This window comes from Paenibacillus radicis (ex Xue et al. 2023) (assembly GCF_024722015.1).
In the GTDB taxonomy this organism is placed as follows: Bacteria; Bacillota; Bacilli; order Paenibacillales; family NBRC-103111; genus Paenibacillus_S.
The window spans coordinates 14,441-35,932 of record NZ_JANQBD010000014.1 but is presented as its reverse complement, the minus strand read 5'-3'; the positions used below and the strand labels follow the sequence as shown (position 1 = coordinate 35,932).

The window sequence follows — 21,492 nt, the reverse complement described above, 5'->3', positions numbered from 1 at the left end:
ATGTTTCGGGGCTCCCCGCAAAGGTTCTGAATCAACTACGAAGCAAGACCCCACTTTGTGGGGATATTTTGTACTGATAGCGTTTGTTATGTTTTATCCGATAACTGGAATAGTGGCCACCACTCTTTAGAGAAATTGCTCTAATTCCTTTATCTCATCAATTCGGCCAATTGCATCTACACCTCTGCTTTTCATGATGCTTAAATCGGTTTGATAGCTGACAAAAGGAATCCCTGCATCCATAGAGCCTTTGCCGTCGATCCACGAATCGCCCAAGGATATCCAATCATTGCTGGGAATTTGCGCAAAATGGTCAAGCACATATTGAAAGCCGGAAGGAGACGGTTTGAGTGAGGTCATCTGCTCTCTGCCAATAATTAGGTCCAAATAATCGGCAATCCCCGTTTCCTGCAGAGCATGCATAGCGGCTGATAGAGCATTATTCGTCACGACTGCCAACGTATACTTAGTATGAATGGAAGCAAGAAAGTCGTGGACTCCGACCTCAAGTCCGGCCCCTCTCATGCCTGCAAGCTCATACCTGGAGGCTATGCTCCAAACTTGTTGTTCCAACTCGACATTAATGTCTAATTGTTTGGCATGTTCAATTAGAGTGGCCGTGGTATGCTGCTCGATAGATAGGGTACCCGGAAGTACTTTCCGGTCTACCAAAAAATCGAAAATTGCATGCTTCATGGCTGGAAAGTCTATAGAGGATTTTAATAATGTGTTGTCCATATCAAAAATAATTCCTTGAATGCGCCTTCGTTGTTCGCCCATCCGCACTTGCACCTGCCTCCGCCAATGAATTTATTTAATCCTATCATAGTTAGGCAGCCTCTCCCTACATTGCAGTAAAAAAATGCAGTAGGGACAAAAAAATTGTAGTCTAAATATGGTAGTATATGTAAAATGTCAACTGGATGAAATATGAAGGGGAGATGGAAATGACTCATATAGCTCTAATTGATTTGCCCATTTCAGGTAGGGAATTGGACTGAAGTCGGCAGATCGGTATAATAGGAGTTATTAGGAGGGATATCATTTTGGAAATACAAAAAATTTCATCACGTAAAATATATGAGGTAATCGCCGATCAGATCAAAGAGCAAATCATCAACGGCACTTTAAAACCGGGTGAGAAGCTGCCATCCACGAAGGAGCTGTCAGAGAGCTTCCAGGTGGGGCGTTCTACGCTGCGTGAGGCTTTAAGCGCATTGAAAGCGATGGGATTGGTGGAGATTCATCAAGGAGAAGGAAGCTATGTTCGAAGCATTGAATCGCAGGATGTAGATCTGCCCGTATTTGATTCGCTGCTGATGAACCGGGAAACCGTCATTGAGCTGATCGAGGCCCGCAAAGCTTTAGAAATATCTAATGCCGCGCTTGCTGCTGATAAGCGGACAGATGAGGATATTGCCAAGTTTGAAGCGGTACTTAAAAATATGGAGGATTTCTTGGGTAACGAAGAGGAAGGTGAGCGATCGGATATGCTGTTCCACCTTACCTTGGCGGAAGCTTCACACAACTCCATTATGGCTCGAATGATTGACTCCATCTCAACACAAATGCAGACTGCGATACGAGAAACGAGACGGCTGCAGATGTATTCAAGTAAAACGGTATCCAAGCAGCTATGGGAGGAGCATAAAGCGATCTTCGAGGCCATCCGCGATCAGGACACCGCAGGAGCTGAAGAAGCAATGCGCCGTCATTTATTTCATGTCGAGCAGGTACTGTTGAAATTTTTGAAGAGGTAATCTTGTTTATTTTATAATATTAGGAAGTATAAGTTTGAACCGAAGGTTCACCTTTCTAATATTGCAAGAAAAGCCACCTCCAGGACACGAATGTATCTTCCTCGAAAGGGCTTCGATCAGAAGCTTTTCTTACATAAGATAAAACTTCAAATCGTAAATTAGGCAATGTGCCGTAAAAATCAAGCAGCAGACCACTGCATAAAACGGAGAAATGGTTAATATAGGCATGAAAATACATATTTCTTTTGACATAACAGCGTCTCAGGCTGTATTACAAAGTATTCTGAATATTTACAATATTCAAACAATACGTTAATATTATCTTAACAAAAGGACAAACCTTACAGCTACTTTCACCTCGTTTACCAGTTTCGATCCAGGGCTTTTGGGTACAAGTCTTGACCTCCCAGCAGGCAAGCGTACCAAAACAAATCTGAACCCCTGTGGTCGAATGTAAAATAAACATTTTGAGAGGAAAGGGGATAGTCCATTGAAGAATGTTAGCGAAGCATGTTCAATCTATTAGGACATGCGGGGACCCAACAATTATGAATGTTATATTTTGAACCCAAGAAGCTGTTTAGGTTCTATGAATGGAGCTGCAATTTAAAAAAGTGAATAGTAATTCTGAATGAAGGTCTCTGTTTATTGAAAAATAGACAGGGGCCTTTGTATGTATTTATATGGAAAGCGGAATGCTAAATACACTTGGGACTTCACAAAAAACAACTTATCTGATAACCTGATAACTAGATATTTGAATCGTCTAATAAATCGAAGCTTGGTAGAGCGAACAAATCTTATCAAGCTGCTCAACTGTAATGAAATAGCAAACTAAAGTCTTTAAAGTAAAGGAAGGTTATCCGATGCGCGTTTCTTTGTTTATTACTTGTTTGGCGGATCAATTGTATCCGGAGGTAGGGGAAAGTGTAGTAAGGCTGTTGAATCGATATGGTTGTACAGTGGATTTTCCGGAAGCGCAGACATGCTGCGGCCAGCCTGCTTTTAACAGCGGTTACCAGGATGAGGCCAGGGAGGTAGCGCGGGGGTTAATCCGTGCATTCGAGCATAGTGATTATGTCGTATCGCCTTCAGGCTCCTGTACAGGCATGGTGCATCATTATTACCCGCAGCTTTTTGCCGATGAACCGGAATGGTTGAAGAAGGCGGAGGACTTGGTAGAAAAAACGTATGAGTTTTCGCAGTTTTTGGTGAATGTGCTGGGTGTGACGGATGTCGGTGCTGTTTTGAATGAAAAGGTAACTTATCATCCGTCCTGTCATGCGATGCGTTTATTGGGTGTGAAGGAAGAGCCGGGGAAGCTTTTGTCTGAAGTAAAAGGACTCGAGCTGATTGAACTGCCTAAAAAAGAAGATTGCTGTGGATTCGGCGGTACTTTTGCGGTGAAAATGGCGGATATGTCGGAAGCTATGGTATGCGAAAAAGCGAACCATGTTTGTTCTACTGGCGCCGAGGTGCTGGTAGGTACGGATATGGGTTGTCTGATGAATATCGGCGGACGTTTAAATAAAGATAATAAACCGATTCGTGTCATGCATTTGGCGCAGCTGCTAGAGGAAGGAGTGAAGCAAAGTGAGTCAGGTCGTAAATGAAAAGGAACTGATCGGAACAGGCTTGAAAAAAAGAACGGAAGAAGCGCTGGCTGATGAGTTTTTGCGCAAAGCGGTTGCGTTCACAACCGATAAGCTGAAGACAGGAAAGCTGAAGGCGACAGATGATTTCGGGCAATGGGAAGATTGGCGCGAACGCGGGAGGCTGATTCGTAAGCATGTAATTGATAATCTCGATTACTACTTGACTCAATTTACCGATAATGTTGCGAAGGCAGGGGGCCATGTTTACTTTTGCCAAACGGCCGATGAGGCAGTGAAGGTATTTATGGATATTGCTGAGAAGCGGAAAGCCAAGCTGGTGGCGAAAGGCAAGTCGATGGTGTCAGAGGAAATCCATCTGAACCATCATCTGGAAGAGCATGGCATAGAAGCGATTGAGACGGATTTGGGTGAATACATCCTGCAGCTGGCGAAGGAAACGCCGTCGCATCTGATTATTCCGGCAATCCATAAAAATAAGCAACAGATTGCCGATTTGTTTAATACGGAATCGGGCGAAACCTTTCCGCCGGAGACGAAGGTGCTTGCCAACTTTGCTAGGCAGCGGCTGCGCAATTATTTTCTTGAGGCTGAAATTGGCCTGACAGGCTGTAATTTCGGTGTTGCCGAGTCGGGCTCGATCACGCTTGTATCCAATGAAGGGAACGGGCGGATGGTCAGCACAATCCCGCAATCCCATGTGGTAATCATGGGGATGGAACGGCTCGTTCCGACCTTCGACGACCTGGAGGTCGTACTCAACCTCCTGGCGCGGAGCGCGACCGGACAGAAGCTGACGACGTACACGTCGATGATTACGGGACCGCGCCGCGAGGGTGAGCTCGACGGACCGGAGGAGCTGCACTTGATCGTCCTGGACAACGGACGCTCGGCGCAGCTCGGCGATCCGGTGTTCCAGGAGGTGCTGCACTGCATCCGCTGTGCAGCGTGCCTGAACGTGTGCCCCGTGTACCGCCACGTGGGCGGGCACACCTATGGCAGCGTGTACAGCGGCCCCATCGGGGCCGTCTTGACGCCGCTGCTGCAGCAGGACATGAAGGAAGCTGGCCAGCTGGCCTACGCTTCCAGCCTGTGCGGGGCATGCTATGAGGCATGCCCGGTGAAGATCCCGCTGCACGATATGCTCGTGCAGCTGCGCGCCCGCAAGGTCAAGATGGGGCTGACCCCACTTGCCGAGCGCGCTGCCTTCAAGACGTTCCAAACGGCGTTTGGGAACGTCACGCTCTACAAAGTGGCGACGAAGTCCGCCTACTATTTGCAGAAGCCTTTCATCAGCAAAGGCTTCATCAAGAATGGACCGGGCCCCATGTCCGGTTGGACGCAATCGCGCTTCTTCCCTATGAAGCCGAAGCAATCCTTCCGCGACCGCTGGTCAGCGCTGCAGCAGGAGCTGGCAGACGGGGCAAAAGGAAAGTCGGCGCCTACAGGGTCCGCGGCTGATAAAAGAGGTGACAACCAATGAGTGCAAACATAGGTAACATAACCGGGCGCGAAGCGTTTATCGGCAATATTTCTTCGAGGCTGGGCCGTAAATCTCCAGCTGCGGCTGCTCCCGAGCATCCGTTTCGTGGAGCACCCGATTTCTATAAGGAAATCGAGCGCACAACGGATGAAAAGATTGAATTATTCACGGATAATTGGACTGCGTTGACGGGAAAGGTGCTTGTCGTCGATGAGGCTGAAGCGAATGAGAAGATTGGGGCTTGGCTTCAGGAGGTAGCTGCTGAGCTTAAGGTAACTCAGGTTTCCCGTTGGGAAAACGAGGGACTCATCGGGCTTGGCCTGGATGAGGCGCTGTCCGCCGCCGGCATCGCTGTGGTGCCGTGGAAGCAGGCTGCTGCTGCAGCGGAGACGGCTCTGCCGCTGGACGATGTCGATGACGCGGAGTCCAGCTCGAACTGGTCCAAGCGCAGCGAGCTGCTGCAGCGGACGGAACGATGCCAGATGGGGATCATCTGGCCGGACTATGCTGTCGCCAACACGAGTACACTCGTGCTGCAGTGCTCGCCGGAGCATGGCCGCTCGGTCAGCCTGCTCACGGATATTTTGTTCGCCGTCTTCAGGGCGGACCAGCTGGTTACCCGCATGGGCGAAGCCTTCGGCCATGTTACTAAAGGCAAATCCGATGCGCGGCAATATCCGTCATCGCTAAACCTGATAACCGGCCCAAGCCGCAGTGCCGATATTGAGAATGATCTGACTATCGGGATTCATGGTCCCGGTAAGGTGTATGCTGTAATAATTAAGTGAGGTCTCCTTTCACAAGATGGATAGGGGCTGTCCCAAAAGTCATTTTATGATTTTTCAACCCCCACTTTATGCTAGATTTATTATGTAAAAATGACCTTCAACCTCCACTTTATAGGTGGAATTGGAGGTCATTTTGCATAAGATTTGGGACTTGCTTACTCATACGAACACTTTTGGGACAGCCCCATTTATATATTTTTGGGTATGGAGTGAGCTATGCTTACCCCTAATTTAAATAGTTCATCGTCTTCGAAATGCTCCGTATTTATCTCAATTATGGGCAAAAGAGGTTAACTCCCGAACAACTGAGCGTGGTTAGCCCCCAATTGAAAGGATTGAGGAACGAGGGTACGCTATTTTATTGTGCACACGTGAACATTCATGTGAAACGGAAGTACGATCCCTTATTTGCTTGAAATGTAGGCAATTTGGCCGTTTGGAGACGAAATAGCGGATCGTAGTTCCGTGAAATCATGAATTGGATAGGATACAAGACAAATAGCGGCGTGACGTTCCGTAAGAGTAAGTGTAAGAGTAAGAGTAAGCGTAAGCTAGAGGGAGCGATTCCCAAGCTCTAAAGCCGAAAGCTGTGGGGTTCGACCGACCACCATGCAACGCCACAACGCGCACGGATCCCGAGCGCGCGTTGGAAAGAAAAGGGTAGTTGATATCCCCTCCTCACAGTAGAAGCAGCCACGACATGGAGTCTTGTAGTAAAGCGAATGCTTTGATTACGGGTTAATAAGCAAGGAAGCAGCGCCAAGCAAAGAGTAGAACAAAAGAGGGCATGGGTATGGGGCGCAATTCCTGAGGGAAACGGCCCCGCCTCCTAGACTGGGGAGGAGCGATAGCCTCCGCTCTGGTCGTCACCTCCGCTCTGGTCGTCGCCTCCGCCCTGGTCGTCACCTTCGGTGACTGCTCGGGTATGCAGCTGCAACCTACCTTTGAAGATCGTGTTCCAACCACTGCAAGCCTACAATTCAAAGGAACACGACTTCAACAGCGGCCGAAATCCCACATCTATCCCTCCAATGCATAAACGTAAATTGTACACCAAGGACGCCGTAAGGCATTTTTCCTTTACAGCAACATGCCTACTCCGCATGACTATCCGCTTCATTAGCATACATTTCCCGGTATTTGCCGGGAGTTATCCCAACCATTTTACGGAAATAACGGATGAAGTTTTGCGGATTATGGTAACGAAGCTTTTCTGCTATTGCTGAAATTTTCATACTTCCTTCCTCCAGCAGCTCCTTGGCCACATTCAGTCTGTATTGCGACAAATATTCACTGAAATTAACCCCCAATTCATTTTTGAGCACGCGGCTTATATAGCTGGAATGATAATTCAGTCTGGATGCGCAAATTTCAAGCGTAAGGTCAGTATCGTATTCCTCTTGTACCATGCGAATGATTTCCCTGGAAATATTCTGGAATTTAGTGCTTCTTCTTTCCTCAAATAAGGGGAGAAGGGGCTGAATCATTTGATGCTGAAACCAGGCTTGAATTTCAGATTTTGTCTTTAATTCCAACAATTCCTCGAAGGATGGCTTATCATTTTCGAACACGCTATGGAATGCAGCCCCTGAATCCTGAATAAGCCGGGTTACATCAACAAAGAATCGGACCAGAGATACCTGGTACTCGCTGTAGGTAGTACAATAATGAGCGATTTCATCGAGAAAACGATCCAGCAGCACATCGATGTTATCTGCATCGGCATATTTAATAGCTTGAATTAACGCCTTCTCCGTTTCCTCAGGAAAGTGTCCAAGCTCGATTTTCCCTGTCTGCTGAAGGTCGTAATACAAAATAGTATTTTGTCCTGTGAACGGCCTGTTTTTCAAAGCTTTCAAACTTTCATCATAGGCGTGAGGCGCATCTTTAATATCCTTATACGGTCTGCTGATTCCTATGCTGATAGGAATGCCCAAGTAGCGGCCGATTTCCAATTTGATTTTTTCTACCATAGCGTAGGTAAAATCTTTGAATTGCTCTGCTGAATGATGATTGGTGTAGACGATTGTAACTTGATGTTTGTGGATGGTGATGGGAAGAAGGCGCTGCTTGTAAGGGATAATATCATTGATCATATTGTTAATGGCAAACAACAGAAGCTCCCGATCCCTTTCCTTGAAACGGCTTCCCTCCAGCGTATCGATTTGCAAGGCAAACACGACCAACCAATCTAATTGATAGGGAGGAGCGCTCATTAATATGGGCAGCTTCTCTTTAATTTCCGATGGTTTAAGCTCCCCTTGCAGCAATTTTAGAACGAACAGCTCCTGAAGCTGCTTAACCTGTCCGTTGATTTGCTGGGACATTTGATTGTGCAGCGTTTGCATATGCGAAATGCTCTTGTTGATCATATCGAATTCATTGTCTTGCTTGTCAGGGAGTTCATCCCCGCTTGCATGAATGGAACCGGAAGGCATCTTGAAGGATTCCTGCAGCCTGCGGATCGGTGTATACAGTTTCCTGGAAACCAGCAGGGAGATGAGAATGCTTAATAGCAGCAGAAGCAGGCAGGAGATAAGCACAATCCACCCCGTTTTACGGGATTCCTTGTATATTTCCTCCAGAGGGATGATCGATAAATAACCCCATTGGTTATAAGTAGATTGCTGATGCACGATGCCTACTTCATTTCCATTGAGAGAGGTTACCAAATTTCCTGGCAATAGCTTTGAACCCGACAGCTGATCGTAAAGCGATTGTATATCCGAGTTTTGACCGCTGAAATTCTCGTTTTGCATCGCTAAAATATGATTGGTTCGGTCGAAAATGATAACCTCGCCAAGCGAATTGTTTTTACTGATTAAATTGGATAGCTCCCGGCTGGAGATTTCAGCAATGAGCATGGCTGAGGGATGATCTGAATTGGCCGGTATTTTCTTCACAAGACTTATTACTCGGTTGGAGCTTGAACGGTTGTCCTTGGTTAAGCCGCTCTGCTCACTAGTCCAAAACTTGGATTCCGTCATATTGACGTACTGATTGAAGCGCTCCTTATAATTGATTTCATCAAAGCTGTAAAAGCCGCTGTTATTGATGATCCATCCTTTTTGCAAATTGATTAAATGCACATCCTGAACACCTACATCAAAAGTTTGCACCCGGTACATGGCTTGGGTCAGCTCGCCGAATAGCTGAAATTTGGTGGGAGTTATATAGGTGTCGAGCGATTCTACCACACTGCTGCTATCCGCCAATCTTTCGAGTGATCGTTCTACGGTTTGTAATACTTGCTCTACACGCAGGCGTGTTAGCTCCAGAATGTGCACATTTCCTTCATTAACTTTTTCTTGAATGGAATTTGTTGCACGGTTATAGAAGATGCTTCCGAGTAAAATAACAGGAACCGTGCTCAAGCAAAGGCTAAATATAAGCAGCTTTGTCAAATATTTATTCAAGCGGAACATGGGGCACCCCTATTTTCTGATTGATTTGAATGCGCTTACTTTATTATATGCATACTTGCTTTTTTAATAAAGAATTTAATGATGTCACCTAAGGATTAATTGGTCTTGTAATAGATAAGTATTTGTCTCTTTAAGGATTATGCGCTGACATGCTATGGATTATTTCAAGGCTGCATGGCTGCTTGTGTAAGGGTTTTTAAAAGGTTCTCTAATGATTCTATCAAGTCATTCACGCTCATGTTAAGGTCAGTTTATAAACCGATTCGAACCGCCGAAGCCGAATAGAAATCTACACAATAGAACAGAACAGGAGGGGTCTTGTCTTGAATATTAGTTTAACCAAAGGGTTGAGCCAAGCCCGAACTTTACGCACGCCATGGATAAAAAGGGTCATCAAAAATCGGTGGTTGTACTTCATGCTTTTTCCAGGCGTCCTATATTTCATTCTTTTTAAATATTTGCCCATGTGGGGTGTGTTAATTGCTTTTCAGGATTATTCGCCTTTTTCAGGCTTTTGGGATAGCAGCTGGGTTGGCATGAAGCATTTTCAAACGATTTTTGACAATGAGTCTACCATTCAAATTTTTAAGAACACCATTATTTTGGCTGTGTACAACCTGTTCTTCTTTTTTCCATTGCCCATCATGATTGCTCTGTTGTTGAACGAAATGCGCAAGGAATTGTTCAAAAGGTTCATTCAGACTCTGATTTATATTCCCCACTTTATATCCTGGGTAGTTGTAGTAGGGATTGCCTACATCTTGTTTACTACAGAAGACGGAATTGTGAACAATATGCTTGTCTATTTTGGCGGAGATAAAATCAATTTCCTGCTAAGTAAGGAATGGTTTAGAAGCATGATCATCAGCGAGGTTATCTGGAAGGAAACCGGATGGGGGACAATCCTGTTTTTTGCTGCCTTAGCAGGCGTAGATCCTCAACAATATGAAGCTGCGCGAATTGACGGGGCTAATCGTTGGCATCAGCTTCTGCATGTGACACTTCCGGCGATTAAAAGCACGATCGTCATTCTGTTAATACTAAGATTAGGCAACTTTCTGGACTCGGGCTTTGAACAAATTTTTCTTATGCTGAATCCGATGAATACGGAGGTTGGGGAAGTATTCGATACCTATGTATATAGAAAAGGAATTGAAGGCGGCGATTTCAGCTATGCGACGGCTGTTAACTTGTTCAAATCTATAGTTGGCATAATTTTAGTGCTGCTCGCTAATTTCTTGGCAAAAAAAGCCGGTGAAGAGGGAATCTACTAAGCCCGCTCGTCAGTCAATAGGAGATTATACAAAAAGAAAGAAAGGTGTGCAGGCTGATGGTAGAAGACCGCTCGTGGGGCAGCAGGTTGTTTGATGCGTTTAATTATGTTTTTTTATCCTTATTTGCTTTAGCTACGATCCTGCCTTTTATTTATGTATTAGCCGGTTCCTTAACGGCCCCGGAAGAAATGATCATGAAGAAATTCGTCCTGTTTCCAACTCAATTCTCTTTGGAGGGCTATCGGTATATTTTCTCTTCGAATGTGATTTTGAAAAGTCTGTGTGTGACGGTTTTCATAACGATAGCCGGGACATTGATTAATCTGTTATTCACCTGCCTTATGGCCTATCCGTTGTCCAGAAAGGATTTGGACGGGCGGAAGCCGCTCATGCTGATGGTTATTTTCTCGATGCTTTTCAGCGGGGGGATGATCCCGACCTTCCTGGTTGTCAAAACCTTAGGTCTTCTGGACAGCTATTGGGCGCTATTATTGCCGGGAGCGATAAGCGCTTTTAATTTAATCGTCTTGAAAAACTTTTTTCAACAGATGCCCGAGGGCATGGAGGAAGCGGCTAAAATAGACGGCTGTAACGATTTGCGGATACTGTGGCAGATTGTCATTCCACTTTCTTTGCCGGCGATTGCTACGTTCTCTTTGTTCTATGCAGTTGGACACTGGAATTCCTTCTTTTCGGCAGTGCTTTATATCAATGATAACGGCATGTGGCCTGTACAGGTATGGCTGCGGCAAATCGTTATATTAGCGCAAGGAGGAATTGGAGATTCCACCGCATTTGATCAAAATTATATCGTTCCTCCTGCTCAAATCATCAAGATGGCCGTCATCGTTATTTCCACGCTCCCTATTCTTTGTGTGTATCCGTTTCTTCAGAAGCATTTTGCCAAGGGGGCAATGATAGGTTCCGTAAAAGGCTAGCATACACCAAGCAAGCTCACATTTAATTCATAGACGAAGGTGATGAGAGATGAAAGCAGCCAGCTCAATGGTGAGAGTCCGGTCGCCCTAGAATTTGGAAGGAAGCTTAACCAGCGGTCGAAATACAAAAATGAATCAGAGGAGTGATTTCATTGTCAGAACACGTAACACATACAGCGGTGCTGGAGGATTGCTTTAATCTTATGTATGCGTCGGAAAATATCCACGCTTCATTCAAGGAGGTTGGTAAAAAATTTCCACAGTTTGCTCAATTCGGGAGTGTGACACGGTCTGGCGATAAGTTCACTGTAAATTTGTTGAAGGATTACCGGTCGAGGTGGGAAACGAGAACAGCTGAGGACCGATTGGATTACAAGCTGGTTTTTATATTGGGATGGCTCTCTCACAGAGCAGCGGACCGGCAGATGAAGCCGGTATTCAGAGAGCATGAACCGGAATCTACGGAATTTCCGACCGATTGCAGTATTTATCATGATGCCTTCATTTTTAGCGAGCTCTATGCCAAGAGGCACAATACTCCGTTTCATTTTGAAATGGCGAGCTTCGAGAAAGGGATAGAGAGCTTGCCGATTGCCGCCGAATTTAACATAACCGCATTGACGGATTTTTATCGGATTCTGCATCAAAGAGCGCTAATTGAAATGCACACCTTTATTCCGGATACCGAAAATATCGAAGGCTGGATGGATAAGCTGTACGCGCGTCATCAGGAGCAAATTATTCATATGGACCGTTATGCCAATGCGATAGTGACTCCTGACCCTGCTAAAGTCAAAAGATTTGTTGTTGAACCGAATTTTTATGATCGGAATGAGCCGATTTTGCAGCTGACAGCAGCTCTCCGGAATGGTGCTGAGGTGTCACAGCAGGAATTGGCGGCAGTTCTTGATACAGAGCCTAGAAGCCATTATGCTATCGCGATCAAGACCGGGTTTCATTATATTTATAATGCGAGCCAGTTTTTCTCCGGCAATTTGGAAGAAGAAGCACTTAGAGACAAGCTGGATATTGGTAAAAAAGGCCGTGATGGCATTTCGGTTTAAGCTGGAGCAGGGGCTGGCCTTATAGAGATCGCAGTTTTAATAAATCAACTAAGGGGTGATCAAGTATGTTGAAATCTAAAAATCAATTGCGCAATCTATCGTTAATAAGCTTAGTTGCAGCCTTCAGTGTAAGCGTTATTGGCTGCAGCGCAGGAAGTAGTGGAAGTACGGCTCCTCAAGGAGACAAGCAGCCGACGGCAACGAGTAATGAACCCTTTCGCATTACGATGATGAACCAGAGTGTATTGGCCGAGCCGCCACGCCCTGATGATCCGATCATTAAAGCAATTGAGAAGCATACCAACACGAAGCTGGAAATTCAATGGGTACCGGGCTCCACCTATGATGAGAAACTGAATGCAACAGTCGCCTCGGGCGGGCTTCCTATGGTGATCCTGGTCAATAATAAGCCAATGCCTATCATCAATGCGATTCGTGCGGGCCACTTCTGGGAAATTGGATCGTATCTGAAGGATTATCCGAATCTGGAAAGAGCGATGAATAAGGATGTTCTGAGGAACACGGCCGTTGATGGTAAAAATTATTATATGTTCCGAAGCAGATCCCTGGTAGGAGACGGGATGATTTACCGGACGGACTGGCTGGATGCCTTAGGCTTAAAGCCGCCAACTACAGTTGATGAGCTTTACAATGTTATCAAAGCTTATACCTTGAACGATCCGGATAAAAACGGTAAAAATGATACTTTAGGTATGGGCGAGGAAATGTCGATTCGCGGCTTCAAGTTTATTATGGCGGCATATGGCGGCGGGAATGAGTATGATATTAAGGACGGTAAGCTGATTCCAACCGCATTCAGCAAGGAATACATGGATACTATGAATTTTTATCGCAAGCTTTATCAGGAGAAGCTGATCAATCTTGACTTTGCCATTACAACGAGAGTGAAAAATATTGATAATGTTAACAAAGGTTTGTACGGCCTTCGCTTGGGTGATCCCGACTTTATTACAAGACATTCCGAGTTGTTCAAAATTAACCCTAAAGCGGAGCTGGATGTTTCGAGTACATTGAATGGTCCGAAGGGGACTAAGGTGCTTATGGATAATGGCTGGTCCGGGGCATTCCTGATTCCAAAGCAAAGTGTGAAAACAGAGGCTGAGCTTCGTAAAATTTTGGCTTATTTCGATAAGCTGTCTGATGAGACCGGTCAAAATATTTTTGAATGGGGCATTCAGGGTGTTCATTATTCGGTAGATAACGGTAAGGCGAAGCGCACGCCGGAGCAGGATACGAAATATGCTTCGGAGGTCATCCATCTCCAACAGGCTTTACAGGTAGCGGATGGGTCGCGTGCGATGCCAGGAGAATTCGACAAATATACGACTAAATATAAAGCTGCCAAAAAGGCTGTAGAGAAAAACCTTGTGATCAACCCCGCAGCTGCTTACATTACCCCTACCTTGGTCAGCAAAGGGTCCGAATTAAACAAAATTATTACAGATGGCCGCGTTAAATACATCATGGGCGAGCTGGACGAGAAGGGCTGGAAGGATGTATTGGATAAGTGGACTAAAGCTGGCGGAGATAAGGTGATTGAGGAGCTCAGTCAGGAATATGCGAAAGATCCCAATAAAAAGTAACCATTGCAGCTGTTTAACCAAGTGCTGATATGGGTCTGGAGGAGCGAGGAATGAAGGTCACTAATGTAGTTTCCTATGTGGGGATTGAACAAAGAATGTTCTACGTAAAAGTGGAGACGGACGAAGGGATTACAGGGTATGGCGAATGCAGTCCCATGCAGGTCGACTCGGTCTTGCAAATCATCGAGAGCGTTATTAAGCCGCAGCTGATTGGAATGGACCCTTTTGATATCGAAAGAATTGAAGAAAAGATTATGAGAAAGCATTATAAAATATCCGGACAATTGCTGGCAGCAGCCTATAGCGGTGTAGAGATTGCATTATGGGATGCAAAAGCCAAATTTCTGGGCCAGCCCTTGTATAATCTGCTCGGCGGGAAGTATAGAGCAACGATTCCTTTATACGGCTCAAGCATGAGCAGAGATCTGAGTAACGATCAGGAGACAGGCAAGCTGCGTGAAGGATTGGACAGATTTCAGTTTAAGGCTGTTAAAATCAAGGTAGGTCCGCGGTTCGGCACGGGTCTGCCGGTTGATCTGAATGAAGATGCCGAGAAAGTGCGGAGGGTCAGAGAGGAAATTGGACCCGATTGCAAGCTGATGGTTGATGGCAACAGCTCCTACACGTACATTCAAGCTGTTCAGCTCTTTGATAAGATCAAGCAGTATGATATTCATCATTATGAAGAGCCATGCCCTTATTACGATGTGGATACCTATGTGCGGCTGTGCAGCACGCTGCCCGTTCCGATCCATGTTGGCGAGCAGGACTGGAATATTTTCACCTTCCGCGATTTCATTGCCAAAGGCGCATGCCATCTGTATGCCGCTGATCCGATCAAATGCGGTGGGATATTGAGCGCGAAGCGGGCTGCTACGTTATGCCGTGCGTTTAATATTCATTATGTACCGCATAATACAACCCGTGGCGTGGGCTTTGCCGCTGCCCTCCATTTGGCCTCGAGCACACCGGAATGTACCAGCTATTATGAATATTCCATTGAGAAAGAAAGCATCAGAGAGCAATTTTTAACTCAGCAATTTGTCATCGAGGATGGTTTCATTCACGTTCCGGATGGACCTGGACTTGGAATAGATTTGGATGAAGAGAAGATGGAAAGTGTACTGCATGTAGTCAAATAAGGTGAAATCGGGATAACAATTTAATAGGATAACGGATTTATTGAGAGGGGCACTTCAGACCACTGAACAGGTGGAGGGGGTGCTCGTTTTGCTGATTTAATGATGATTAGAATGATTGAAAACAATGTTGTTTGAAAAAGGCTAAAACCAGTTGACACCGTTTTTTATCGGTGGTACGATCTAGTTGTAGATTATACAAAACTAAGGTTTATTATAGTAAACCGTAATTGTCTTTCAGCTTGGGAGGACGCAATGGAAAAGAAATATTGGGTTCCGGCTTTGGAAAAGGCCAACGATGTACTGCAGATGATCTCGGAACAGCCTTCGAAGCTTAGACTTATTGATTTATCGAACAATCTCGGCATTAACAAAAGCTCGATGTTCTCTTTGTTGAACACCATGGAGACTTTGGAGTGGGTAGTGCGGGAGTCGGAAGGCACTTACTCGTTAGGAGCTAAGCTGGGATTCATTGGAAACGCTTTTTTCAAGCAGTTCAGCTTGATTGATCGTTTCCGCAAGGAAGCTGCTGTGACGAAGCACACGATTCAAGAGACGATCCAACTGGCTAAGCTGGAGCAGCACGAGGTGCTTTATTTAGCCAAGGAGGAGATGCCGTCTCCCGTACGCTTGGCCTCGGAGCCGGGCATGAAGCTGCCGGCGCATGTTACAGCGCTGGGTAAAGCGATGCTCGCATCGTTGGATATGTCAACGCTGGAGCAGTTGTTTCCGCAAGAGCAGCTGGAGCCTTGCCCGACGGCGCATACGATAAATCGGCGCAGCGAATTATTGACTCAGCTGGAAATTGTACGCGCGGATGGTTATGCTTTTGACCTGCAAGAAGCGGTCATGGGCTTTTGCTGTGTCGCAGCGCCTGTGCATGATGCTGAAGGGAAGGCAATCGCTGCGATAAGCTGCTCCATGTTCCAGCATGAGTGGGAACAGAAACGAGAGCTGGCACAACGTGAGATATGTGCATTGGCAGCAAGATTATCGCAGAGTACGTCATAATTCAATCTATTATGAAGGATGTGCAGTTATGAGATTGCAGGATAAAATCACTTTAATTACTGGCTCAGGCTCGGGAATCGGACAGAGCTCAGCCCTTTTGTTCGCAAAGGAAGGCGCTACAGTTATCGTCAATGATTTAATGGAGGAAAAAGGCCGGGAGACGGTTGAGCTAATCAAACAGGCTGGCGGCAATGCTATCTTTATCCAAGCCGATGTTACGGATCCCGAATCCGTCAAGGCGATGGTTGATCAAGTGATCGCAGCTTATGGCCGTATCGACGTACTGTTCAATAACGCAGGCGTTAGCGGTGTAGGTGCGATCCATGAGGTGGAGCCTGATGCATGGGACCGTGTTATTAACATCAATATCCGAGGTGTGTACTTGCCAAGCAAGTATGTGATTCCTCATATGATGGAACGCCGTGAAGGCTCTGTCATTAATATGTCCTCATGTATTGCTGAGATCGGCTTGGCTCGCCGCGCTTCTTATTCGGCAACCAAGGGCGCTGTGCTTGCTTTGACCAAATCGATGCAGGTTGATTATGCACCTTACCAAATTCGTGTCAATGCGCTGCTGCCTGGAACCATCTTAACCCCTTTTGTAGAAAATTATTTGCGCACCTCGTATGATGATCCTGAGGAAGCTATCGCAGGGTTGAAGAAACGTCAATTAAGCGGCGATCTGGGCAGACCTGAGGATGTTGCTAAAGCGGCCTTGTTCTTGGCTTCAGACGAATCGCGTTTCATGATGGGCTCTCCGTTGTACATTGATGGTGGTGTAGTTTTTGGCAAGGATTCTTAGAATTTAATTATTTAACTAATGGAGGAATGAAGAGGATGAAACTGCTAACTTTTATCGAAAATGGTCAACAAAAGCTGGGCGTTAAAACCGAACAAGGCGTTGTACATATTTCCGCTGCATTGCAAAAGGTTCCTGCTGCAGCCGGCCAATCCGTAGCACAAACGGTGCATGAAGTCATCGATGGCGGAGCAGCAGCCGTAGAATCTCTTCAATCCTATGTAAACCAAGCTCTATCAGCAGCAGGTGCTGAATCCGGCTATGTTTTAAATGAATCGGATCTGACTCTTGGACCTTGCGTTACGCATCCTAACAAAATCATTTGTGTAGGTCTTAACTACCGTAAGCATGCTGAAGAAACGGGAGCAGCGATTCCGAAATACCCGATTTTATTTAATAAATTTAATAACACTTTAACCGGTCATGGCGCAGACGTTCCGCTTCCTGTAAAAGTATCCAGCAAAGTCGACTATGAGGCGGAGCTTGTAATCGTTATTGGCAAGAAAGCGAAGTATGTGTCCAAAGAGGACGCTTTGAGCCATGTATTCGGATATTGTAATGTTAATGATTTGTCAGCTCGTGATCTTCAACTGCGCACGCAGCAATGGCTGCTTGGCAAAAGCTGCGACGGCTTCAGCCCATTAGGTCCTTATCTTGTAACAGCAGATGAAGTAGGCAATCCGAACGACTTGGGTATCCGTTGTATCGTTAATGGAGAAGTTCGCCAAAATTCCAATACATCTGACATGATTTTCCATTGTGATGAAATCGTCAGCTACATTTCCCAGCACATGACTTTGGTTCCGGGCGATGTGATTTTGACAGGTACTCCTGAGGGTGTAGTACTGGGCTTGCCTGAGTCTCAACAGGTATACCTGAAGGACGGCGATGTTGTGACCATTGAAATCGACAAGCTGGGTTCTCTGACCAATCGTTTGGTAGATGAGCAAAAGCTTGCACAGTAAGTTTCGCCAGGCGAAACACGAAGGAGTGTAATAAACATGGCAGGTCATCATATCGAGGCGGGCGCTGACGCATTGGTAATGGACGCGCGCGATCACGTAGCTACGGCAATCAAGGATTTGCAGCAAGGGCAAAAAATAATATACCGCGTTCAGGATCAAGTACGAGAGCTGACGCTAATTGATCCGATTCCTTTCGGTCATAAATTTGCAATAGAGGATGCTTCGGAAGGAACGGATATCCGTAAATATGGAGAAGTCATCGGTCGAACGACAGTTAGCATTCAGGCCGGACAGCATGTACATGTGCACAACGTTGAAGGTATACGCGGCCGGGGAGACCAGGCTGTAAAGTCTTAGAGAATCAATACTTAGATCATGCTAACGAAAGTCAGTTTCGCTCAACAAGCGAAGCTCATAGGAGGTAAACAAAATGGATCATATGATGGGATATAGAAGACCTGATGGCACGGTAGGAATCCGCAATCATTTGCTCATTATTCCGACAGTCATTTGTGCTAATCAAGTGTGCAGCCGTATTTCCCAGATGGTACCTGAAACCGTCGCAATTCCCCATCAGCATGGATGCAGCCAGATTGGTGCGGATAAAGAGCGCACATTCGATGTGTTGGCAGGGACCGGGAGAAATCCGAATGTTGGCGGAGTTATCATTATCAGCTTGGGCTGTGAGGTTATAGATCCTAATGAGCTTGCCGATGCAATCCGGCCTACAGGCAAGCTGGTAGAAGTATTCGATATTCAATCTGTCGGAGGCTCGGTTAAGGCGATTCAGCACGGTGTTGAGATTGCCAAGAAGATGCAGGCGCAATTGAATGCGATGCAGCCTGAGCCGGTTCCATTCAGCGAGCTTATCATTGGTGTGAAATGCGGCGGTTCTGATGCAACCTCAGGATTAGCGTCGAACCCGGCTTTAGGTGCTGCTGCCGATTCGCTTATTCAATTGGGCGGCGGCGTTGTTATCGGTGAAACGACTGAAATTATCGGTGCGGAGCATGTTCTGGCATCCCGCTGTGCAACAGAGGAAGTTGCTGGAGAGCTGTATCATATCGTTAACCGATTTGAGAAGGAAGTAGAGCGGATGGGTGCCGATATGCGTGGAGGCAACCCAAGTCCCGGTAATATTGCGGGCGGCTTGACGACAATCGAGGAGAAGTCCCTTGGCTGTATTAGTAAATGCGGCAATGCACCTATTCAGGGCATTGTAGAGTATGCCGAGACGATCCCGAAAAATGGTTTATACTTTATGGATTCCCCCGGCAACGATATTGAGTGCGTTTCGGGAATGGCTGCAGGTGGAGCTCATCTGGTTTGTTTCACAACCGGACGCGGTACGCCGACAGGTTCAGCGGTTATTCCTGTTATTAAAATCACAGGAAACACGCGGATGTTCGAGCGGATGAGCGATAACATGGATGTTAATGTAGGCGACATGCTGGCTGGCACAATAAGCCTGGAGGATGCCGGAGAGCTGATCTGGAATGAAATCAAAGAGGTGGCAAACGGTAAACTGACTAAGGCAGAAATTCTCGGCCATACGGAGTTCAGCATTAACCGAATTGGACCTAGTCTTTAATATAAAATAGTACGTTCGATGCTAGTTTTGCTAACGCAAAATTAATAGGAGGAAATCAGCAATGGCCAGATTAAGTGGTAAGGTAGCTCTAGTAACGGGCGGGAGCCGGGGGATTGGCGAAGCAATCGTAATTAGGTTGGCTGAAGAGGGAGCCCTTGTTGCGATTAACTATACGTCCGACCGTTCCCGTTCTTTAGCAGAGAATGTGAAGGAGCAGGTTGAAGCGCTGGGTAGTAAAGCAATTGTTGTTCAGGCGGATGTGGGCAATAAGGAGCAGGTGGAGGCCATGTTCCAGAAGGTTCAGCAGGAGCTTGGGGATATCGAAATTTTGGTTAATAATGCTGGTATTGCTCCTTTTGAACCTTTTATGAAGGTTACCGAGGAAACTTGGGACCGGACTTACAACACCAATGTAAAGTCCATCTTTATGTGCTCACAGCTTGCTGCCAAATCGATGATTGAGAAGCGTTACGGCAAAATTATCAATGTGCTGTCGACAGCAAGCCTTGTCGTTACAAGCCCGGTTATTCCGCATTATCAATCCTCCAAAGCAGCAGCTAATATGCTTACCAAGGGAATGGCTATTGAGCTTGGTAAATATAACATTAACGTGAATGCTGTAGGACCAAGCACGGTCGATACGGATATGTGCACAGACTTCTTGGCAGATCCGCGTATTCGTGCCCAAGAAGTAGAGGCTAATCCGATGAAACGGCTTGGAACAGCCAGGCAGATCGGTGACGCAGTTGTATTCCTGGCATCAGATGAGGCCATGCAGATTAATGGACATTTGCTGATGGTAGACGGAGGCTTGACTGTTAAGGCAGCGCAGCCTGAAGACCACATGGAGCATTAATATTGTTTATACAAAGGGGCAGCCACTTAATAGCTTAAGCTATTAGGTGGCTGCCCCTTGTGGATGCTGCTTAAGGTGATGGCGAGAGAACCGATGTTCAAAGGTTGCTTTCGAGGGGACTGGGATTTTCGGGCGGCTGCCGAAAGAAATACAATAAATGGAAATCCTCACGTTAATTCAGCCTGGATATCGTTTGAAATCAATCTAACTGGAAAAGCTCAGGCTAATATAGGCGCTATGGATGATATGAGCCAAAATACGTAGAATTAGCATGAGAAATTCCAGTTAAATGGTTTGGAACGATATTTTCGGAGCCATTAACTCGACATTTTCCTGTTATTTGTGTGGGGACTTTTGGACAGCCCCCAATAGTTTTTTCCTGAAGGGGAGCCTTTAAAATAAAATAATTTCTTAACGTTTGAAAGGAATTCCGACAAATTATCGACGATTCAGTCATAAAATCTAATAATCTCCTAATATCTGTCTCAAACTTTTTAAAAGTTTATCCTCTATATTAGAGATATAAGACAGGGAGGTGATTTTATGAAACAGATTCAAATTCTGCACAAAGGTAAGATTTATCACGGCATAATTGGTTACGAAGAAGATTTTATGGAAATTGAGCTCTCGAAATCACCCGCATTTGGTTTAGGTGAAAAAGTGTTATGCTTTGATTTTCAAAGACGGCAGCTTTCCATAGTATTGCATATTTCTAAATTAAAGGTCGTTTTGGCTCCTGCTGATTCTGAAATTTTTCATATAGAGGCTAGTCCTGCCAGAAAGTATGATGAGCTGTTCGGGGAAGAGCATAAAACCGTCAAGAGCTTTAAATTAAACACCTTTGGTACGATCACTGAAGATTTTAAGACAAGAGCTGTACGTATATCCGATGTGAGCTGTTTAAGTCTTGGGTTCGAGATTGATGATTTTACTGTAAAATTAAATGAGGTTTATGAGAGTACGATATTTTGCGATGATGAAACTATACGAATGCGATTAATTGTACGTTATGCGCACATTATGGAGAAGACGATCCGCTACGGCTCTGAAATTAATTACATTTCGGCAGCTGACTTAAATAAATTTCGCTATTTCATTGTGATGCAGAATTTCAAGCAGCTTATGCTTGTGTAAGGAACTTTGCACTTAAGATTCGATCCTGCTTGTTATATATAATAAGGA

Annotated in this window: 19 protein-coding genes; 17 read left to right on the top strand and 2 right to left on the bottom strand. The window is 45.7% G+C overall.

Going from position 1 to position 21,492, the window contains the following annotated elements; all coding sequences use genetic code 11:
• Positions 1 to 126: 126 nt before the first annotated feature.
• Positions 127 to 780 carry an HAD family hydrolase gene (locus tag NV381_RS19090; RefSeq protein ID WP_258214869.1) on the bottom strand — a complete coding sequence of 218 codons (654 nt, stop codon included), beginning with the start codon at positions 778 to 780 and terminating at the stop codon, positions 127 to 129.
• Positions 781 to 1,046: 266 nt separating this feature from the next.
• Between NV381_RS19090 and NV381_RS19085 the strand changes: the two genes are divergently transcribed.
• The 4 genes from NV381_RS19085 (at position 1,047) to NV381_RS19070 (ending at position 5,644) form a co-directional block, all read left to right on the top strand.
• Positions 1,047 to 1,760: a FadR/GntR family transcriptional regulator gene (locus NV381_RS19085; protein WP_258214868.1), complete on the top strand. Its 714-nt coding sequence runs from the start codon at positions 1,047 to 1,049 to the stop codon at positions 1,758 to 1,760.
• Positions 1,761 to 2,626: 866 nt separating this feature from the next.
• Entirely contained in the window at positions 2,627 to 3,373 is a 747-nt protein-coding gene (locus NV381_RS19080) for a (Fe-S)-binding protein (protein WP_258214867.1), read from the top strand.
• Positions 3,354 to 4,856 carry a LutB/LldF family L-lactate oxidation iron-sulfur protein gene (locus tag NV381_RS19075; protein ID WP_258214866.1) on the top strand — a complete coding sequence of 501 codons (1,503 nt, stop codon included), beginning with the start codon at positions 3,354 to 3,356 and terminating at the stop codon, positions 4,854 to 4,856. The genes NV381_RS19080 and NV381_RS19075 overlap by 20 nt, the downstream gene beginning before the upstream one ends.
• Positions 4,853 to 5,644: a LutC/YkgG family protein gene (locus NV381_RS19070; RefSeq protein WP_258214865.1), complete on the top strand. Its 792-nt coding sequence runs from the start codon at positions 4,853 to 4,855 to the stop codon at positions 5,642 to 5,644. Before NV381_RS19075 ends, NV381_RS19070 begins: the two co-directional genes overlap by 4 nt.
• Positions 5,645 to 6,738: 1,094 nt before the next feature.
• On the opposite strand, the gene NV381_RS19065 is transcribed toward NV381_RS19070, so the two are convergent.
• Complete coding sequence (locus NV381_RS19065; RefSeq protein ID WP_258214864.1) at positions 6,739 to 9,069, bottom strand: helix-turn-helix domain-containing protein; 2,331 nt, start codon at positions 9,067 to 9,069, stop codon at positions 6,739 to 6,741.
• Positions 9,070 to 9,485: 416 nt separating this feature from the next.
• On the opposite strand from NV381_RS19065, the gene NV381_RS19060 reads away from it, so the two are divergent.
• The 13 genes from NV381_RS19060 (at position 9,486) to NV381_RS19000 (ending at position 21,444) form a co-directional block, all read left to right on the top strand.
• Positions 9,486 to 10,343: an ABC transporter permease gene (locus NV381_RS19060; RefSeq protein WP_419182283.1), complete on the top strand. Its 858-nt coding sequence runs from the start codon at positions 9,486 to 9,488 to the stop codon at positions 10,341 to 10,343.
• A gap of 56 nt (positions 10,344 to 10,399) precedes the next feature.
• Entirely contained in the window at positions 10,400 to 11,281 is an 882-nt protein-coding gene (locus NV381_RS19055) for a carbohydrate ABC transporter permease (RefSeq protein WP_258214862.1), read from the top strand.
• A gap of 152 nt (positions 11,282 to 11,433) precedes the next feature.
• Positions 11,434 to 12,345, top strand: coding sequence for a hypothetical protein (locus NV381_RS19050; protein ID WP_258214861.1), 912 nt, complete (start codon positions 11,434 to 11,436; stop codon positions 12,343 to 12,345).
• 65 nt (positions 12,346 to 12,410) lie between these two features.
• Positions 12,411 to 13,949 (top strand): extracellular solute-binding protein, encoded by a 1,539-nt coding sequence (locus NV381_RS19045; RefSeq protein ID WP_258214860.1) that lies wholly within the window; start codon positions 12,411 to 12,413, stop codon positions 13,947 to 13,949.
• Between the two features lie 50 nt (positions 13,950 to 13,999).
• Complete coding sequence (locus tag NV381_RS19040; RefSeq protein WP_258214859.1) at positions 14,000 to 15,091, top strand: mandelate racemase/muconate lactonizing enzyme family protein; 1,092 nt, start codon at positions 14,000 to 14,002, stop codon at positions 15,089 to 15,091.
• 252 nt (positions 15,092 to 15,343) lie between these two features.
• Complete coding sequence (locus NV381_RS19035; RefSeq protein ID WP_258214858.1) at positions 15,344 to 16,099, top strand: IclR family transcriptional regulator; 756 nt, start codon at positions 15,344 to 15,346, stop codon at positions 16,097 to 16,099.
• 28 nt (positions 16,100 to 16,127) lie between these two features.
• Positions 16,128 to 16,901 carry an SDR family NAD(P)-dependent oxidoreductase gene (locus NV381_RS19030; RefSeq protein WP_258214857.1) on the top strand — a complete coding sequence of 258 codons (774 nt, stop codon included), beginning with the start codon at positions 16,128 to 16,130 and terminating at the stop codon, positions 16,899 to 16,901.
• Positions 16,902 to 16,936: 35 nt separating this feature from the next.
• Complete coding sequence (locus NV381_RS19025) at positions 16,937 to 17,863, top strand: fumarylacetoacetate hydrolase family protein (RefSeq protein WP_258214856.1); 927 nt, start codon at positions 16,937 to 16,939, stop codon at positions 17,861 to 17,863.
• A gap of 36 nt (positions 17,864 to 17,899) precedes the next feature.
• Positions 17,900 to 18,220: a UxaA family hydrolase gene (locus tag NV381_RS19020; RefSeq protein ID WP_258214855.1), complete on the top strand. Its 321-nt coding sequence runs from the start codon at positions 17,900 to 17,902 to the stop codon at positions 18,218 to 18,220.
• A gap of 73 nt (positions 18,221 to 18,293) precedes the next feature.
• Complete coding sequence (locus NV381_RS19015) at positions 18,294 to 19,454, top strand: UxaA family hydrolase (protein WP_258214854.1); 1,161 nt, start codon at positions 18,294 to 18,296, stop codon at positions 19,452 to 19,454.
• A 61-nt stretch (positions 19,455 to 19,515) separates the two neighbouring features.
• Positions 19,516 to 20,310 (top strand): SDR family NAD(P)-dependent oxidoreductase, encoded by a 795-nt coding sequence (locus NV381_RS19010; RefSeq protein ID WP_258214853.1) that lies wholly within the window; start codon positions 19,516 to 19,518, stop codon positions 20,308 to 20,310.
• A 57-nt stretch (positions 20,311 to 20,367) separates the two neighbouring features.
• Positions 20,368 to 20,574 carry a hypothetical protein gene (locus tag NV381_RS19005; RefSeq protein WP_258214852.1) on the top strand — a complete coding sequence of 69 codons (207 nt, stop codon included), beginning with the start codon at positions 20,368 to 20,370 and terminating at the stop codon, positions 20,572 to 20,574.
• Positions 20,575 to 20,853: 279 nt separating this feature from the next.
• On the top strand, positions 20,854 to 21,444 hold the full coding sequence (locus tag NV381_RS19000; RefSeq protein ID WP_258214851.1) for a hypothetical protein: 591 nt from the start codon (positions 20,854 to 20,856) through the stop codon (positions 21,442 to 21,444).
• Positions 21,445 to 21,492 lie beyond the last annotated feature (48 nt).

Excerpts from the sequence above, each read along its gene's own strand:
- NV381_RS19090 (WP_258214869.1), bottom strand. The coding sequence starts at position 780 with ATGGGCGAACAACGAAGGCGCATTCAAGGAATTATTTTTGATATGGAC.
- NV381_RS19080 (WP_258214867.1), top strand. The coding sequence starts at position 2,627 with ATGCGCGTTTCTTTGTTTATTACTTGTTTGGCGGATCAATTGTATCCG.
- NV381_RS19070 (WP_258214865.1), top strand. The coding sequence starts at position 4,853 with ATGAGTGCAAACATAGGTAACATAACCGGGCGCGAAGCGTTTATCGGC.
- NV381_RS19065 (WP_258214864.1), bottom strand. The coding sequence starts at position 9,069 with ATGTTCCGCTTGAATAAATATTTGACAAAGCTGCTTATATTTAGCCTT.
- NV381_RS19060 (WP_419182283.1), top strand. The coding sequence starts at position 9,486 with ATGCTTTTTCCAGGCGTCCTATATTTCATTCTTTTTAAATATTTGCCC.
- NV381_RS19055 (WP_258214862.1), top strand. The coding sequence starts at position 10,400 with ATGGTAGAAGACCGCTCGTGGGGCAGCAGGTTGTTTGATGCGTTTAAT.
- NV381_RS19045 (WP_258214860.1), top strand. The coding sequence starts at position 12,411 with ATGTTGAAATCTAAAAATCAATTGCGCAATCTATCGTTAATAAGCTTA.
- NV381_RS19040 (WP_258214859.1), top strand. The coding sequence starts at position 14,000 with ATGAAGGTCACTAATGTAGTTTCCTATGTGGGGATTGAACAAAGAATG.
- NV381_RS19035 (WP_258214858.1), top strand. The coding sequence starts at position 15,344 with ATGGAAAAGAAATATTGGGTTCCGGCTTTGGAAAAGGCCAACGATGTA.
- NV381_RS19030 (WP_258214857.1), top strand. The coding sequence starts at position 16,128 with ATGAGATTGCAGGATAAAATCACTTTAATTACTGGCTCAGGCTCGGGA.
- NV381_RS19025 (WP_258214856.1), top strand. The coding sequence starts at position 16,937 with ATGAAACTGCTAACTTTTATCGAAAATGGTCAACAAAAGCTGGGCGTT.
- NV381_RS19020 (WP_258214855.1), top strand. The coding sequence starts at position 17,900 with ATGGCAGGTCATCATATCGAGGCGGGCGCTGACGCATTGGTAATGGAC.
- NV381_RS19015 (WP_258214854.1), top strand. The coding sequence starts at position 18,294 with ATGGATCATATGATGGGATATAGAAGACCTGATGGCACGGTAGGAATC.
- NV381_RS19010 (WP_258214853.1), top strand. The coding sequence starts at position 19,516 with ATGGCCAGATTAAGTGGTAAGGTAGCTCTAGTAACGGGCGGGAGCCGG.
- NV381_RS19000 (WP_258214851.1), top strand. The coding sequence starts at position 20,854 with ATGAAACAGATTCAAATTCTGCACAAAGGTAAGATTTATCACGGCATA.